This is a genomic window from Blastococcus sp. TF02A-26, from assembly GCF_003319125.1.
In the GTDB taxonomy this organism is placed as follows: Bacteria; Actinomycetota; Actinomycetes; order Mycobacteriales; family Geodermatophilaceae; genus Trujillonella.
Map to the genome: position 1 here is coordinate 84,999 of NZ_QOHG01000010.1, position 14,972 is coordinate 99,970.

The following is a 14,972-nucleotide window of genomic DNA, read 5'->3' on the forward strand; positions in this document are numbered from 1 at the left end:
TCACGGCCGGCGCCAGTCGTCCTGGCGCAGGTGCGATCCGGCCATCGGGCCCATCTGCAGCATCCCGCCGTCGACCGCCCACGAGGCGCCGGTGACGTAGCCGGCCACCGGGGACGCCAGGAACGCGACCACCGCGGCCACCTCGCGGGCGTCGCCAGGACGGCGAAGCGGCACGCCCGGCCGCTCGTGGCCGGGTGCCGTCGGGTCCTCGTCCTCCTGCCCGGTCATCGCCGTGGCGATCTCGCCGGGCGCGACCGCGTTGACCGTGATGCCGTGCTCGGCGAGCTCGAGGGCGGCCACCTTGGTGAGCAGGCCCAGCCCGCCCTTCGCCGCGCAGTAGGCCGCCGCGCCCACCCGCGGCGCCACCTCGTGCACGCTGGTGATGTTGACGATCCGGCCGCCGCGGCCCGCGGCGACCATCCGCCGCGCCGCCCGCTGCAGGCAGAGGAACGCGCCGTCCAGGTCCGTGGCCAGCACCTCGCGCCACGTGTCGAGCTCCAGCTCCAGCAGCGGCGTGGAGTGCCCGGCGCCGGCGTCGTTGACCAGCACGTCGAGACCACCCAGGGCGTCGGCCAGCTCGTCGACGACGTCGGCGGCCCGGGGCAGGTCGGTGAGGTCCAGCGGGCGCAGCTCGGCGCGCCGGCCCAGCGCCCGCACCTCCTCGACGGTGGCCCGCCCGGCCGCCTGGTCGCGGTGCCAGGTCACCCCGATGTCGTGCCCCTGCTCGGCGAGCGCCACCGCGACCGCCCGGCCGATCCCCGACTCCGACCCCGTGACCACCGCGACCCGGTGGCTGTGCTCCGTCATGGGTCGACGCTAGGGAGGCGGCGCCGACCCCGCAGCGCGGGCGAGTCGCCCGCCCCAGGAGCGCACCTTCTCGACGAGCTCCGGCGGCTCGAGCACGGTGAACTCCGCCTCCGTCGTCCCGAGCGCGAACACCGCCCACTCCAGGGCGTCGGACTCCATCGACACCCGGCTGCCGCCGTCGCCGTCGTCGGTCACGGTGGCCCACCGCCCGATCCGCCGGCGCACCTCGTCGGCCGGCGCCCGCACCAGCGCGGTGACCGGGGTGCCCGGGCGCATGCCCAGGCCGGCCTGGACGAAGGCGACGGCGTCGTCGCCCGGCAGCCGGCGGGGCGCGAACCGGGCGCCGGTCGCCCGCGGGGTCCGCAGCCGGTCGAGGCGGAAGGTGCGCCAGTCCCCCCGGCCGGTGTCGTAGGCGACGAGGTACCAGCGCCGGCGCAGCGGCACCAGCCGGAACGGCTCGACCAGCCGTTCGGACTCGTCGCCACCGGCGGCCGTGTAGGCGAAGGACAGCCGCACCGTGTCCCGGCACGCCTGCGCGACGGTGGTGAGGACGGCGGGGTCGACCGCGGCGTCCCCGCCGTCCCACGGGACGGCTGCGGTGGCGGCGGCCAGCGCGTCCACCCGCCGGCGCAGCCGTGGGGGCAGCACGGGCACGACCTTGGCCAGGGCCCGGACCGAGGACTCGGCCATCCCGGCGACGGCCGCCTGCGCCGCCGCCTGCAGACCCACGGTGAGCGCCACCGCCTCGTCGTCGTCGAGCACCAGCGGCGGCAGCGACGCGCCCGGCGCGAGCCGGTAGCCACCGGACACCCCCGGGGTCGCCTCGACCGGGTACCCGAGGTCGCGCAACCGCTCGACGTCCCGGCGCAGCGTGCGCAGCGAGACGTCGAGCCGCTCGGCGAGGTCCGGTCCGGCCCAGTGCCGGCGGTCCTGCATGAGGGAGAGCAGACGCAGCGTGCGGTTCCCGGTGTCGGCCACGGGACGAGATTCTCCGGCAATGCGGTCAGGATCTGGCACCGATGGTCGAGAGGGTCGTCCCATCGGAGCCCGACGACGAGAGGCCAGAGCCATGACCGGCACCCTCAACACCCTGACCCGCGACCGCGCCGACCTGCTCGAGACGCTGCGCGCGCACCGCTTCTTCCTCCGGTACACCGTGCAGGGCCTGACCGAGGAGCAGGCGCGACAGCGCACCACCGCGAGCGAGCTGACCCTCGGCGGCCTGCTCAAGCACGTCGCGCACACCGAGTCGAGCTGGGCCGACTTCATCGAGCGGGGCCCGTCCGCGATGGCCGGCCCGGACGACCCCGAGCAGATGGCCCGCTGGCAGGCCGAGTGGCACATGGCCGAGGGCGAGACCCTCGCCGACGTCCTCGCGCACTACGACGAGGTCGCCGCCCGCACCGACGCGCTGGTCGCCGAGCTGCCCGACCTCGACGCCGACCACCCGCTGCCCCCGGCGCCGTGGTTCGAGCCCGGCGCGCGCCGCTCGGCCCGGCGGGTGTTCCTGCACATCGTGGCCGAGACCGCCCAGCACGCCGGGCACGCCGACATCCTGCGGGAGTCCCTCGACGGCCAGAAGACGATGGCCTGACCCACCCGCCCTGACCGTCAGCCGTCCTCGAGCCCGTGCAGGCGGGCCTCGGCGCGGTCCCGGGCGGCGGCCGCGTCGCGGGCCTGCCGCTCGGCGGTCGTCCGGTGCCGCTCGGCCCGGCGGAGCTCCGCGGCGACCTCGGTGGCCTCCTCCTCGGCGCGGGCGAGCTCGGCGGTGAGCTCCTCGACACGGGCACGCAGCTCCTCGTGCCGCTCGTCGAGCTCACCGGCGCGGTCGCGCTCCTCCGCGGCGCGCGCGGCGGTCTCCTCGGCCAGCGACTCGGCGGCCGCCAGCTCCTCCCGGGCCTCGGCCACCTCCCGCCGGTGCCGTTCCTCGGCCTCGCGACGGGCGGCCTCCTCCCGGTCCCGCCGCTCCTGCTCGCGGGCGCGCCGGTCGCCGTCGCCGGCCGTCCGGCGGCGGGCCGGGGCGGGAGCCGGCTCGCGCACCACCCGCAGCTGGGGCCGCATCCCCGTGACCCCGCCCATGCCGCTGTAGGACAGCGGCGAGGTCAGCCGGCCGGCCAGGACCGCCTCCCCCGCCTCCGGATCGGCCATGGCGGCCCGCAGGGTGTCCTCGACCTGGTTGGCGACGGCGGTGCTCACCGGGTGCCCCTGCTCCCGCGCTCCCGCCGCCGCCTGCCGGGTGAGCGCCGCCAGCAGCTTGCCCCGCTGGGTGTTCAGCGCGCGGAGCTCGTCCCCGGCGAGGGACTCCTGCGCCTCGCGCAGCAGACCGCCGAGCTCGATGAGGCCCTCGATCTCCTCCCGGTGGGACCGCACCAGGAGGTTGACCACCCAGGCGGCGGTCGAGGGCTTGGGCAGCGAGCCGATGGTCCTGGCCAGCGCCCGGTCCCCGTCCGCACGGGCGTCGTCCACCCGGGCGCTGCGGGCGGCCACGAACTCCTCGGGCGGCACCGCGTACAGCTCGTCGGCGACGTCGTCCAGCTCCACGGGGCCAGACTGCACCGCCGGGGTGAAGCTGCCCACATCCGGTCCAGGACGGAGCCGTTTCCCCGGCGACGGCGAGGGCGGGCTGGTAACACTGCCGTCATGGAACGGACCGTCTCCCCGCTGGCGCGCACCCTGACGACGGCGGCGCTGTTCGTGGTCGTCCTCGGCGTGCTGCCGTTCGTGTGGGACGCCGACGGCCCGTGGCTGGTGTTCGGCCCGCTCGCGGCCGCCGCCTACGCCGTGCACGCCGTCCGCGTGCTCTGGCGGCACGCGTTCAGCACCACGCACGTCTGAACCGGGACGCGCAGCAGCCCCGACCCGCTGGTGCGGTCCGGGGCTGCTGCCGTCTCCAGGGGTGCCCGGCCCGGAGCCGGGCGGGTCAGCCGAAGATGACCACGCCCAGCACCGTGGCGACGACGAGACCCGCCATGACCGGGACGAAGCACTTCCGCGCCAGATCGACCGCCGACACCCGGCAGAAACCCGCGACCGCGAGCAGCGAGGACCAGGCGACCAGCGTGCCGCCGCCGGACCAGATGTTGCCCATCTGGCCGATGGCCGCGAGCGTCGGGCTGCTGACCCCGGCGCCGTCGGCCAGCGACCCCGACAGCGCGCCGGTCAGCGGCAGACCGGAGAAGCCCGAACCGTCGAGACCGGCCACCACGCCGACCAGCATGATGCCGAACGCGGTCACCAGGCCGTTGGTCGGCAGCTGCTCCTGGGCCTTGACGACGAGGTCGAAGAGCAGGTTCGGCGCCTCCTCGCCTTCCCCGACCGACAGGATGCCGGCGGCGGACTCCCCGTCGCCGAGGAAGAAGAAGCCGGCGATCGGCAGGACGACGCCCATGGCCTTGAAGGCGAAGACCAGGCCGTCGACGATGTGGTCGGCAGCGGTCTCCATGAAGTTCGCACCGCTGCGGGCGAAGGCCGCGCCGAACATCACGAGGATCGCGATGCCGCCCACCAGGGCCGCCGCGTCGCCGCCCTGCAGGTCCGGCACCGAGTCCGACGCCGCCGCCACGATCAGGTACACGATCAGGGCGAGGTAGGCCAGCGGCACCAGCAGCGCGAAGGCCTTGGAGGCCAGCGGCTTCTCCACCGGCTGGATGGTGTGCTGCTCGGCCGGCACCGGACCGCCGGCCGGCGTGCCGATCAGCGCCCGGCCCTTGCCCAAGCGGGTGGCGATGGTCTCCGCCTCGTCGCGCGGTCCGGCCGCGCCGCCGACACCGACCAGCTCGCGCTGGCCCTCCACCGAGGGCCCACCGCCTCCGGTGCCGTCGCTGGGGAGGTCCCCGGTGGGCCGCCCGCCGCTGCGACGGGCCGCCGCACCGCCGCCCAGGTCGGCGGCGTCCTCGATCGCCTCGGCGTCGGCGCTGCCGCTGCGCCGGTCGGCCGCGGCCTCCCACTCCTGGAGCAGCTCGTCGGCGGGCCGGCGCATCTTGCGGATCTCCATCGCGTAGCCGATGGCCAGCGCCACGGCGCCGACGATCAGCGACAGGACCAGGGCGCGGTCGGCGACGGTCGTCGGGTCGGCGTTGGCCGTCGTGGCAGACAGCTGCGGCGCGACACCGATGATGTAGTCCGACGACAGCGCCATGCCCTGCCCGGCCACCGCGATCGTGAAGCCGATCGCCAGAGGGCGCAGGCCCGACCGGATCGCGACCGGGATCAGCACCGCACCGACGAGCGGGACGGCCGGGGTGGGCCAGAAGAACAGCGAGATGAAGTAGGTGACGATCACCAGCGTCCACCAGGACAGGTGGGCGTTGCGCATCACCTTGCGGAACGGGGCGACCATCCTGCGGTCGGACCCGAGACCCTCCAGGGCCCGCAGCATCGCGGTGACCATGGCGATGATCAGGAAGATGTTGAAGAGGCTCGTCGCCGCCACCAGGCTGGCGTTGAAGATCGACGAGAGTCCGGTCGACAGGCTCCCGGACCACACCAGCGCGGTGAGGAACGTGGCCACGACGGCCGGTACCACGATGTTCTTGCGCATGATCATCGTGGCGAGGATGACGACGACCCCGGCCAGGAAGACCCAGTGCGCTGCAGTGAGTTGCATCGACGCCCCTACAGGTGAGCCCAATGTGTTGGAGCAAGAAGCTCCCGGAGCGGGGCAGGCCCGTCCATGAGCGAAGTGCACATCCGGCCGGGCTGCGAATGTGCAGCGTGCCGTAGGACTGTTTCCGGTCTGTTGACAGTCTGGCCACCTCGGCGCAAGGGAGAGGACGACGGCACGTGACCACGGGGAGGACCACGCGGCCCCGGCCGGTCCCGGCGACTGCCGAGGAGGCCGGCCCGCCGCCGCGCGCGGGATGGCTGCTGGCCGCGCTGCTCGGGGCCACGTTCCTGGGGACCGTCAGCAACAACGTCGTCAACGTCCCGCTGCGCCAGATCACCGACGGCTTCGCCGCCCCGGTCACGCAGGGCGTGCTGGTCGCCTCCGCCACCGTGCTGGTCCTGGCCGTCGCCATGCCCACCACCGGCTGGGTCAGCGACCGGCTCGGCCGCCGCCGCACGCTGGTCCTGGCCATGTCGGTGCTGCTCGTCGGCACGGTGGGCGCCGCGGTCGCGCCCACGCTCCCGCTGCTGGTCGCCAGTCGGGCGCTGCAGGGCGTCGGCTGCGCGCTGGTGCCCACCGCCGTCATGGGCACCCTGGCCCGGCTCTGGCCGGCCGGCCGGCGCAACCGCGTCATGGGCATGTGGGGGGCGGCCAACGGCATCGGTCAGGCGGTCGGGCCGCCGATCGGCGGCCTCCTGGCCGACGCCTTCGGCTGGAGGTCGGTCTTCTGGCTGCTGGTGCCGATGACCGTCGCCGTCCTGGTCCTGGTGAGCACGATGATGCCGCGCGACACCGCGCAGCGGGTGCCGATCGACGTCCGGAGCATCGGCTCCCTCACCCTGGGCGTCGCCGCGATCATGGGCGCCCTGACCGTCGCGCCGCAGGACGGCGTGCCGGGGTGGGTGCCGGTCGCCGGCCTCGTCCTGGGCGTCCTGGCGCTGGGTGGGTTCGTCGTGTCGGGCCTGCGCCGGCCGGCGGGCTACATCGACCCGCGGCTGCTGGCCGAGATGCGCTGGCTGCGCAGCGCGGTCGGGGTGTTCGTCCAGCAGGTGACCCTGTTCTCGGTGCTGGTCGCGGTGCCGCTGCACCTCACCGGGGTGGTCGAGCTCTCCGGCACCGCCACCGGCCTGCTGGTCTTCCTGCTGCCGCTGGTGTGGGCGGCCTCGGCGCCGCTGGTCGGCCGGCTGGCCGACCGGATCGGACCGCGGGCGGTCCTGCGCACCGGGCTGGTCGTGCTGGGCAGCACCTCGGTCGCTCTCGCCGTGCTGCTCGGGGGCCGGTCGACGGCGGTCCCCGTCTTCGGCGTCGTCCTCGTCGTCGCCGGGCTGGGCGTGGCGCTGGTGCAGACACCGTCGCTGACCGGCGCGACCCGCTCCCCTGCCGGCCAGAAGGGCGCCGGGCTCGGGCTGTTCAACATGATGCGGTTCGTCGGAGCCTCGGTGGGCGCCGCGGCGGTGGCCGCCAGCTACCCCGACCACGACGCCTGGCTGTTCGGTGGGTGCGCGGTCCTGGCGCTGCTCGGCCTGGGGCTCAGCTTCGCCGGCCGCGAGGTGCCCGACGCGGCCCCCTCCCCCGCCGGCTGACCGCGGTCAGACCGGCCGGACGACCCGGTCCACCTCGGCGGCGGTGTCGGCGAGCAGGTCCAGGGTGTGGGCCAGCCAGACGGCGAACTGGTTCTCCGCCTGCCGCAGGTCCATGCCGAGCAGGCGGGACGCCCGGTCGAGCTTGTACAGCATCGTGTTGCGGTGGATGTGCAGGTCGCGGGCCGCGGCGTTGACGTTGCCACCGGCCGAGACGTAGGCGAGCACCGTGGCCTCCAACTCCCCCGCCGACGGGTCGCGCAGCGGGGCCAGCAGGTCGGTGGCGTAGGAGCGGCCGGTCCGGCTGGCGGCGACCTCCTCCAGCACCGCGTGCACCCGCAGCTCCTGGTAGCCGCAGACGGGAGCGAGGTCCAGCCGGCCCTGCAGGCCGTGCGCCAGCCGGGCCTCGCGGTAGCTGTCGGGGATGGCCAGCGCACCCACCACCGGCCGGCCGTAGGCCACCCGCACCGGGCGGTCACCCTGGTCCTTGCGCCGGCCGAGGTAGCGGTGCAGCGCCGTGGCGTAGTCGCTCACCGCGGCCAGCGCGTTGTCCGGCGTCCCCATCGTGCCGCGGCGCGCGGCCTCCCGGACGACGACGAGCACGTCGCCGACCATGGCCGCCTGGGTGTGCCGCTCCTGCTCGGGCAGCAGCCGGGCCGCCTCGCCGGCGATGCCCAGCAGCCGCGTCGGGGAGTCGGCGTCGGCCGCCGTCGTCAGCCCGGAGGCGACGACCACGCCGAACCAGGAGCGGGTGGGGAACGAGTAGTGCGCGGCACGGGCGCCGATGTCCTCCACCGTGGCGAACCGGCCGTGCAGCAGGCCGTGCACGAAGTCCCCGCGGGCCTGCTCCTTGGCGCGCAGCACGCTGCGCAGCCGGAGCATCTCGGTCCCGATGATCGGTGCCGCCTGCTCGACGAGGACCCGGTGCTCGGCGAGGTCGTGGGGGTGCGGGTCGTCGCCGTCCTCGATGAGCACCACCCAGCCGTCGTGCCGGCCACCGAGCACGATCGGCGTGAGCACGCAGGCCAGCTCCCGGCCGGCGATGGTGATCTCGGCGAGCCGCGGGTGCAGCTCGACGGGGACGCCGGCCGTGCCCAGCTCCTCGGCCTGCTCGGCGAACGCGCTGACCAGTGCGGCCGCCTCGACCAGTCGCCGCCCGGGCTGCTCGAGGGCGGCGAGGACGCCCTGGGCGTCGAACACCGCGACGGGCCGCTGGGACATGCGCGCCATCTGGCTGCACAGCGCGGACAGCTCGGCGCCGCGGTAGAGCAGCTCGGCCAGCGCACGGTGGACGGCGAGCCCGTAGCGCAGGACGTGCGTCTCCCGGGCCAGCGCGAGATCGGCGACCAGCCGGCTGACCACGGCGAAGGGGACGACGTCCGGCGTGGTGGCCAGCGGCAGGCGGACCGAGGCGTCCGGGCTCCCGTGCTCGGGGCGGTGACCGTCCACCAGCAGCGCTGCGGCCTCCCGCCGGGCCAGCGTGCCCGCCGCCGCGGCGACGTCGATCCCGGCGTCCTCCAGCTCCTCGGCGTGCGCGTGCACGAGGACCCCGGCCAGCGACCCGTCCTCGGTGGCGGCCACCGACCAGGGCGTCACCCACTCCAGGCGGGTGACCGCGGCGGTCCGGCCGCCGTGGATCCGGGCGCGCCGCAGCGCGGGCTCCTGCAACAGCCGCGCCAGCGTCAGCGCGTCATCGGAGTGGGCGTGCGGCATGGCTCGCTCCTCTGGTCACAGTGCACATACCGGGCCCCCGTTGGCACGGCAGTCTCACCATTGTCGGGGCCTGCGTCCAGCCGACATCGTGGGCTCTCCGCCGGCCTCCCTCCCCGGGGGGACGGCAGTCGACGACCCGGCTCCGCCCGGGGGAGGAGTACTCGTGCACCAGGTCTTCCGCATCACCCTCGACGACGCGCTCCCGGTCCTGCAGGCCGCCCGGGCCAAGGCCGAGGAGATCGGCGTCAAGCAGACGATCTGCGTGGTCGACGACGGCGGCAACGTCGTCGCCCTGCACCGGCTGCCCGGGGCCCGGCTGACCGGCGTGGAGATCTCCATCGCCAAGGCGTTCACCGCCGCCGGTCACGAGCGGGCCACCCACCTGTTCAACGAGCCGCCGAACGGCCCCGCGCTGCCGGGCAACGAGGCCTTCGGCATCAACCAGATGCTGCCGGGCAAGTTCGCGATCTTCGTCGGTGGCTTCCCGATCGTCCACGAGGGCCAGATCGTCGGCGGCGTGGGCGTCAGCGGGGGCAACGGGGAGCAGGACAAGGCCGTGGGTGCGGCCGCCCTGCAGGGCTTCGCCGACCACATCGCGAAGGTCGGCGTCGGCCAGCGCCCGTAGCCCGGCCCGACAGCACTTCGCGCGCGAAGTGCTCTCACCTGCGGACGGCGGCGAGGAGCTCGACCTCGACCGGCGCCCCCGAGGGCAGGGAGGCCACGCCGACGGCGCTGCGGGCGACGACGCCCCGCTCCCCCAGTCGCTCCACGAGCACCGCCGAGGCGCCGTCGGCCACCGCGCTGTGCTCGGTGAAGCCGTCCACCGCCGCGACGAACACGGTCAGCTTCAGGCACCGCTCCACCGCGTCCAGCGAGCCCAGCGCCTCGGCGATCGCGGTCAGCGTGTTGTCCGCGGCGACGGCCACCGCCTGCTGGGCGGTCGGCACGTCGATCTCCCGCCCCACCGTCCCGCGCACCAGCAGCACGCCGTTGCGCCGCGGCGTCATCCCCGCCGTCCAGACCAGGCCCCCGTGCACCACCGCGGGCACGTAGGCGCCCTGCGGCGGGACGGCCGTCGACACACGGTCCTCAGACACCCAGCGCCACCCCGTCCATCCGCGGGTCGGCCCCGCCGGCCAGCACGCCGCGCTCGTCGTCCACCGACACGACCAGGCCGCTGCCGCCGGCGCCCCACGCGCCCATGTCGCGGACGACGTGGCCGCGGGCGGTGAGCCCGGCGATCGTCGCGGCGCCCAGCCGGTTCTCCACCTGCAGCGTCTCGGGGCTGCCCACCGCGTCGGCGTCGCTGCCGGGGTGGACGGTGAACCGCGGCGCGGCGACGGCGGCCTGCGGGTCGAGCCCGCCGTCGACCAGGTGCGAGATCAGCTGCGTGTTCCACTGCACCTGCCCGTCTCCTCCCGGGGTGTTGCCGACGTGCCGCAGGCCGCCGGCCCGGTCGGTGACCACCCAGGCGTTGAGCGTGTGCAGCGGCTTGCGCCGGGGGGCGAGCGCGTTGGGATGCCCGGGGACGAGGTAGGCGCCCCGCCCGAGCCGGTTGTTCAGCGCGATCTGGGTGCCCGGGATCGAGATCCGGGCGCCGTAGGTGAACGCCAGCGACGAGATGGCGCTGACCGCGCGGCCGTCGGCGTCCACGGCGAGGCAGCTGGTGGTGTCCCCGGCCATCCCGACGCCCATCCCGGCGACGGCGGGCTCGCCGGCGAGCTCGGCCCGGGCCTCGGCCAGGCAGGCCGGGTCCAGCAGCGTGCGCCAGTCGTCGGTGTCGGAGCCGCAGCGCTCGTAGCGGTCCCGGAAGGCCCGTCGCGCGGCCAGCGCCATGCGGTGCACCGCCTCGGCACCCAGCGTCGGCAGCTCGGCCAGGTCGCCGTCGAGCAGCCCGCCCTGCTGCAGCACCATCCACCCCGGGGTGGGCGGCGGCGTCTGGTGCACCAGCAGTCCGCCGTAGGGGGCGACGATCGGGTCGAGCACCGGCACCGCCGCCGCGTCGGCCCACTCGTCGCCGGAGAACGGCGCCCCTCCGGCGCGCAGCAGGTCCACGGCGCGCTGGGCCAGCTCCCCCTGGTAGAGGGCGAGCGGATCGGCCGCCAGCAGCTCGATGCTGTCGGCCAGCTCCGGCGCGGGCAGCAGGTCACCGACCGCGGGCACCCGGCCGCCGGGCAGAAGCCACCGGCTGAGGGCCTCGTCGCGGACCAGCGACGCGGCGTGCTCGGTGATGTCGGCGCGGTTCTTGACCGAGCACGGCACACCGGACCGCGCGGCCGCGACCACCGGCGCCCACAGCTCGGCGAGCGACCGGGTGGCGCCGGCGGCGTGGAGGGTGGCCAGCGCGCCCATGGCACCGGGGACGGCGACCGACCGGGCCCCGCCCAGCGGCAGCGCGGTGAGGCCCTCGTCGAGGTAGCCCTCCGCGGAGGCGCCGTCGGGTCCGTAGCCGCTGCCGTTGACCGTCCACACCCGGCCGTCGGGCTCGCGGACCACGAAGAACGCGTCACCGCCGATGCCGCACTGACCGGGCAGCGTCAGCCAGGCCATGGCGGTCATGGCGAGAGCGGCGTCCACGGCGTTGCCACCGGAGGACAGGACCGTCGCCCCGAGCCGGCTGACCGCCGGGGAGCTGCTGGTGACCATCCCGCCCGTGGCGATGGTGGGACCGCGGCCGGCCTCCTGCTCCGGCGCCCAGGTGCCGGCGACCATCAGCCGGCCGCCGGTGGCTTCCGCCGCCGGGGTCCGCCCTCCAGCACGTCGCGCTCGGAGAGGCCGACCAGCACCTGGCCGTCCTCCTCGCGCACCGGGTAGGTGCGGATCGGCTCGGTGGCCGGCGGCTGGATGGGCGCGCCGGTCTCCAGGTCGAAGACGCTGTTGTGGCACGAGCAGCGGATGCCGTCGTCCTGCAGCTTGCCCGAGCTCAGCAGGCAGTCCAGGTGGGTGCAGTAGTTGCTCGTCGCGTACGCCTTGCCGTCGAGGCGGGCGACCGCGATCTCGATCTGCCCCGTCTCCGTCTCGGCGTAGAAACGACGCACGTAGCCCTCGGGCACCTGCCCCTTGCGGCAGATGCGGACGAACTCGCACTCGGTGCTGGCCGCGGCCAGCTCCGCGTCGGTGGCGGGGGTCGGCCTGGTGGTGTCGGGAGTGCTCATGCGCTCAGGTACACCGTCTTGTCGGCCGTGTAGAAGGCCATCATCGCTTCTCCTGCCTGTTCCTTGGACGTCTGCGTGCTGCTGTCCTTGAGGCCGCCGAACGGCGCGTTCATCGACTGGCCGGTGGTGGTCTGGTTGATCTTGACCAGCCCGGCGGGCACCTCGCGGGCGAAGCGCAGCGCCCGCCCGAGGTCGTCGGTGACGATCCCGGCGGAGAGGCCGAACCGGGTGGCGCCGGCGAGCTGGATCGCCTCGTCGAGCGAGCCGACCCGCAGCACGGCGAGCACCGGACCGAAGACCTCCTCGTTCGCCAGGGCCGAGCCGGGGTCGACGTCGGTGAAGACCGTCGGCCGCACGAAGTGGCCCCGGGCGAGGTCCTCGCCGTCGGGGGCGTCGGGGCCGCCGGCGACCAGGCGCGCCCCGTCGTCCAGCGCTCGGCGGATGTACCCGACCACGTTCTCCTTCTGCCGCGCGGTGGCCTGCGGGCCGCCGTCGACGCCGTCGGTCAGCCCGTTGCCCACCCGCAGCGCGGCAGCCCTGGCGGCGATCCGCTCGACGAGCGCGTCGTGGACGTCGCCGTGGACGAGCACCCGGCTGGTGCCGGTGCAGGCCTGCCCGGAGAGGCCGAACGCGCCCTTGGCGATCAGGGTCGCGGCGCGGTCGAGGTCGGCGTCCTCGAGCACGACCATCGGGTTCTTGCCGCCCATCTCCAGCTGCGTGCGCTGGCTGGCGCGGACCACGGAGTGGATCGACTCCCCCACCGCGGTGGAGCCGGTGAAGGTGATCGCGTCGAGCCGGTCGTCGGCGACCAGGGCCTTCGACACCTCGGCACCGCCGTGCAGGACGGCGATGGCGCCGGCCGGGACGCCGGCCTCGAGCAGCGCCTCGACCAGGCGGTTGCCCATCAGCGGGGTGACCTCGCTGGGCTTGAAGACGACGCCGTTGCCGGCGGCCAGCGCCGGGCCGAGCTTCCGGGAGGGGATGTTGAGCGGGAAGTTCCACGGGGTGATCGCGGCGACGACACCGACCGGCCCACGCGACGTGAACAGCAGGCTGCCGTCGCTGCTCGGGATGGTCTGGCCGGTGGTCCGGAGCGCCTCGCCCGCGTAGAAGCGCAGGTTCATCGGCGTCCGGGAGACCTCCATGGTGGCCTCGGCGCGGGTCTTGCCCTCCTCCCGGACGAGCTCCTCGACGAGGGAGGCGCGCTGCCCCTCGAGCACGGCCGCGGCCCGCTCGAGCACCGCGCCCCGCTGCTCGGGAGACCGCGCCGCCCACTCGTGCCAGCCGGCGAGGACGCCACTCACGGCGGCCTCGGCGTCCTTGGCGTCGGACTCGGGGAAGACGCTGACCAGGTCGCGCTCGTCGGCGGGGTTGCGCCGCTCGAGGGTGCGCCCGGTGACCGAGTCGACCCACTGGCCCTCGACCAGGTTGCGTACGTTCGCGCTCATCACGCGTTGACCTCCTCGGCGTCGAGCAGCTCGTCGAGCTCGACGCCCTCGTCGGCGAGCTGGTCGGCTCGCACGGGGATCTCCAGGTCGATCAGCTCGCGGGCGACGGAGACGTCCTCGCCGCGCTCGACGGTGGCGGCCGCGACCACCACGCCGTCCCGCAGCCAGAAGACCGTGCCGTCGAGCGCGGACAGGTCGCCGCGGGTGACCATCTCGTCGGTCGGGCGGATGCCGCCCAGGCCCAGGCCCTGGATGTTGACGTCGTACTGGTCGGTCCAGAACCAGTGCGGATCGGCGAAGGTCGCCGGCTTGCCCGCGACGGTCCTGGCGATCGCGGCGGCCTGCTGCTGCGCCACGTCGACGTGCTCCACCCGCACCCGGCCGTAGCGGGGGTGGTCGTGGGCGGCGACGTCGCCGGCGGCGAAGACGGTGGGGATCGAGGTGCGGCCGGCGGCGTCGGTCTCCACACCGTTGCCCGTGACCAGCCCCGACCGGACGGCCACCTCGACGTTGGGCTCGATGCCGATGCAGACCACCAGCTCGTCCACGACCTCGGTACCCGAGGGACGGGTCAGCGTGACGCCGTCGGCGGTGACCTCGATCGACTCGATCGGCTGGCCGAGGCGGAACTGCACGCCCCGGTCGGCGTGCAGCGCCTGCACGGCGGCGCCGATGTCGGCGCCCAGGCCGCGGGCCAGGATCAGCGGGTCGCGGTCGAACACGACGGCCTCGGCACCGCGGGCGCGGGCCGCGGCGGCGACCTCGGTGCCCAGGAAGCCGCCGCCCAGGACGCCGATGCGGGCGCCGGGGACCAGCCGCTCGCGCAGCCGGTCGCTGTCGGCGAGGGTCCGGATGGTGTGCACCCGGTCGCCCTCGACGCCGGGCAGCCGGCGGGGGCGGCCACCGGTGGCCAGCACGACCAGGTCGGCGGGGACGGAGCTGCCGTCGGTGAGGACCACCGAGGCGGTGGCGGCGTCGACCCGCTCGACCGGGGAGCCGGTGCGCAGGGTGACGTCGTTGGCCTCGCACCACTCGCCGTCGAGCAGCCACAGCCCGCTGTCGCCGCTGCCGCCCAGCCGCTCCTTGGACAGCATCGGGCGCTGGTAGGGGCCGGTGGGCTCGTCGCCGATCAGGACGACGGGGCCGGCGAACCCGCGGCGGCGCAGCGCGCGGGAGAGCGACGCGGCGACGTGCCCGGCACCGACGACCACGAGGGTCTGCTCCGCGGTCACGAGGTCACCGCCGGGACGTCCTCGAGCCCGCTGCTCTCCCGCGGGCTGACCGGCGTCGTGCCGACCAGCACGGCCCCCTCCTCGGTGACCATGACCGGCCAGGTGGCCTGGCAGCCGGGCTGGTCCTCGGGCCGGCCGGTGCGCGGGTCGAACTTCCACTGGTGGCCGGGGCAGATGACCTGGCCGTCGAGGACCGTGCCCTTGGAGAGGAACCGCTCCTTGTGCACGCACACGTCGTCCAGGGCGAACACCTCCTCGTCGATGAGGAAGAGCGCCACGGGCGTGCCCTCGACGGTCACCTGCTTCTTCTTGCGGCGGGTGAGCTCCTTGAGCTCGGCGACGTGCACCCACTCGCTCATGGGGTCCTCCGGGGGATGTCGGACGTCGTGGGGGGCGGACGCGGGGTCCGGATAGCCGAGCGGGGTGCCGGG

At 75.2% G+C, this 14,972-nt stretch carries 15 protein-coding genes; 4 read left to right on the forward strand and 11 right to left on the reverse strand.

Features of this window, described 5'->3' with window-relative positions; translation table 11 throughout:
• Nucleotides 1–807: an SDR family oxidoreductase gene (locus tag DQ240_RS13000; RefSeq protein ID WP_113840037.1), complete on the reverse strand. Its 807-nt coding sequence runs from the start codon at nt 805–807 to the stop codon at nt 1–3.
• Nucleotides 808–816: 9 nt separating this feature from the next.
• On the reverse strand, nt 817–1,785 hold the full coding sequence (locus DQ240_RS13005; protein ID WP_113840038.1) for a YafY family protein: 969 nt from the start codon (nt 1,783–1,785) through the stop codon (nt 817–819).
• A gap of 91 nt (nt 1,786–1,876) precedes the next feature.
• Here DQ240_RS13005 and DQ240_RS13010 point away from each other — a divergent pair, with 91 nt between their 5' ends.
• On the forward strand, nt 1,877–2,401 hold the full coding sequence (locus DQ240_RS13010; RefSeq protein ID WP_113840039.1) for a DinB family protein: 525 nt from the start codon (nt 1,877–1,879) through the stop codon (nt 2,399–2,401).
• 17 nt (nt 2,402–2,418) lie between these two features.
• On the opposite strand, the gene DQ240_RS13015 is transcribed toward DQ240_RS13010, so the two are convergent.
• A complete protein-coding gene (locus tag DQ240_RS13015; protein ID WP_147261993.1) occupies nt 2,419–3,348 on the reverse strand; it encodes a hypothetical protein in 930 nt (309 codons plus the stop codon).
• Between the two features lie 99 nt (nt 3,349–3,447).
• Here DQ240_RS13015 and DQ240_RS13020 point away from each other — a divergent pair, with 99 nt between their 5' ends.
• Nucleotides 3,448–3,642, forward strand: coding sequence for a hypothetical protein (locus DQ240_RS13020; protein ID WP_113840041.1), 195 nt, complete (start codon nt 3,448–3,450; stop codon nt 3,640–3,642).
• Nucleotides 3,643–3,727: 85 nt separating this feature from the next.
• Here the strand turns inward: DQ240_RS13020 and DQ240_RS13025 are convergent, their stop codons facing one another.
• The gene (locus DQ240_RS13025) at nt 3,728–5,413 is read right to left on the reverse strand and encodes a hypothetical protein (protein WP_113840042.1); all 1,686 of its coding nucleotides are present in this window, start codon (nt 5,411–5,413) and stop codon (nt 3,728–3,730) included.
• Between the two features lie 176 nt (nt 5,414–5,589).
• On the opposite strand from DQ240_RS13025, the gene DQ240_RS13030 reads away from it, so the two are divergent.
• Complete coding sequence (locus tag DQ240_RS13030) at nt 5,590–6,996, forward strand: MFS transporter (protein WP_113840043.1); 1,407 nt, start codon at nt 5,590–5,592, stop codon at nt 6,994–6,996.
• Nucleotides 6,997–7,002: 6 nt separating this feature from the next.
• On the opposite strand, the gene DQ240_RS13035 is transcribed toward DQ240_RS13030, so the two are convergent.
• On the reverse strand, nt 7,003–8,706 hold the full coding sequence (locus DQ240_RS13035; RefSeq protein ID WP_113840044.1) for a CdaR family transcriptional regulator: 1,704 nt from the start codon (nt 8,704–8,706) through the stop codon (nt 7,003–7,005).
• Between the two features lie 163 nt (nt 8,707–8,869).
• On the opposite strand from DQ240_RS13035, the gene DQ240_RS13040 reads away from it, so the two are divergent.
• On the forward strand, nt 8,870–9,331 hold the full coding sequence (locus DQ240_RS13040) for a heme-binding protein (protein WP_113840045.1): 462 nt from the start codon (nt 8,870–8,872) through the stop codon (nt 9,329–9,331).
• Between the two features lie 34 nt (nt 9,332–9,365).
• Here the strand turns inward: DQ240_RS13040 and DQ240_RS13045 are convergent, their stop codons facing one another.
• The 6 genes from DQ240_RS13045 to DQ240_RS13070 are packed head-to-tail and all read right to left on the reverse strand — an operon-like array spanning nt 9,366 to nt 14,900.
• A complete protein-coding gene (locus DQ240_RS13045; protein ID WP_113840046.1) occupies nt 9,366–9,803 on the reverse strand; it encodes a RidA family protein in 438 nt (145 codons plus the stop codon).
• Nucleotides 9,796–11,418, reverse strand: a complete 1,623-nt coding sequence (locus DQ240_RS13050) for a gamma-glutamyltransferase family protein (protein WP_199589282.1) — start codon at nt 11,416–11,418, stop codon at nt 9,796–9,798. Before DQ240_RS13050 ends, DQ240_RS13045 begins: the two co-directional genes overlap by 8 nt.
• Nucleotides 11,418–11,861: a non-heme iron oxygenase ferredoxin subunit gene (locus tag DQ240_RS13055; RefSeq protein ID WP_113840047.1), complete on the reverse strand. Its 444-nt coding sequence runs from the start codon at nt 11,859–11,861 to the stop codon at nt 11,418–11,420. The genes DQ240_RS13050 and DQ240_RS13055 overlap by 1 nt, the downstream gene beginning before the upstream one ends.
• Nucleotides 11,858–13,309 (reverse strand): aldehyde dehydrogenase family protein, encoded by a 1,452-nt coding sequence (locus DQ240_RS13060; protein WP_113840122.1) that lies wholly within the window; start codon nt 13,307–13,309, stop codon nt 11,858–11,860. The genes DQ240_RS13055 and DQ240_RS13060 overlap by 4 nt, the downstream gene beginning before the upstream one ends.
• Nucleotides 13,309–14,541: an NAD(P)/FAD-dependent oxidoreductase gene (locus DQ240_RS13065; protein WP_113840048.1), complete on the reverse strand. Its 1,233-nt coding sequence runs from the start codon at nt 14,539–14,541 to the stop codon at nt 13,309–13,311. Before DQ240_RS13065 ends, DQ240_RS13060 begins: the two co-directional genes overlap by 1 nt.
• Nucleotides 14,538–14,900: a Rieske 2Fe-2S domain-containing protein gene (locus DQ240_RS13070; protein ID WP_113840049.1), complete on the reverse strand. Its 363-nt coding sequence runs from the start codon at nt 14,898–14,900 to the stop codon at nt 14,538–14,540. The genes DQ240_RS13065 and DQ240_RS13070 overlap by 4 nt, the downstream gene beginning before the upstream one ends.
• Between the last annotated feature and the right edge of the window lie 72 nt (nt 14,901–14,972).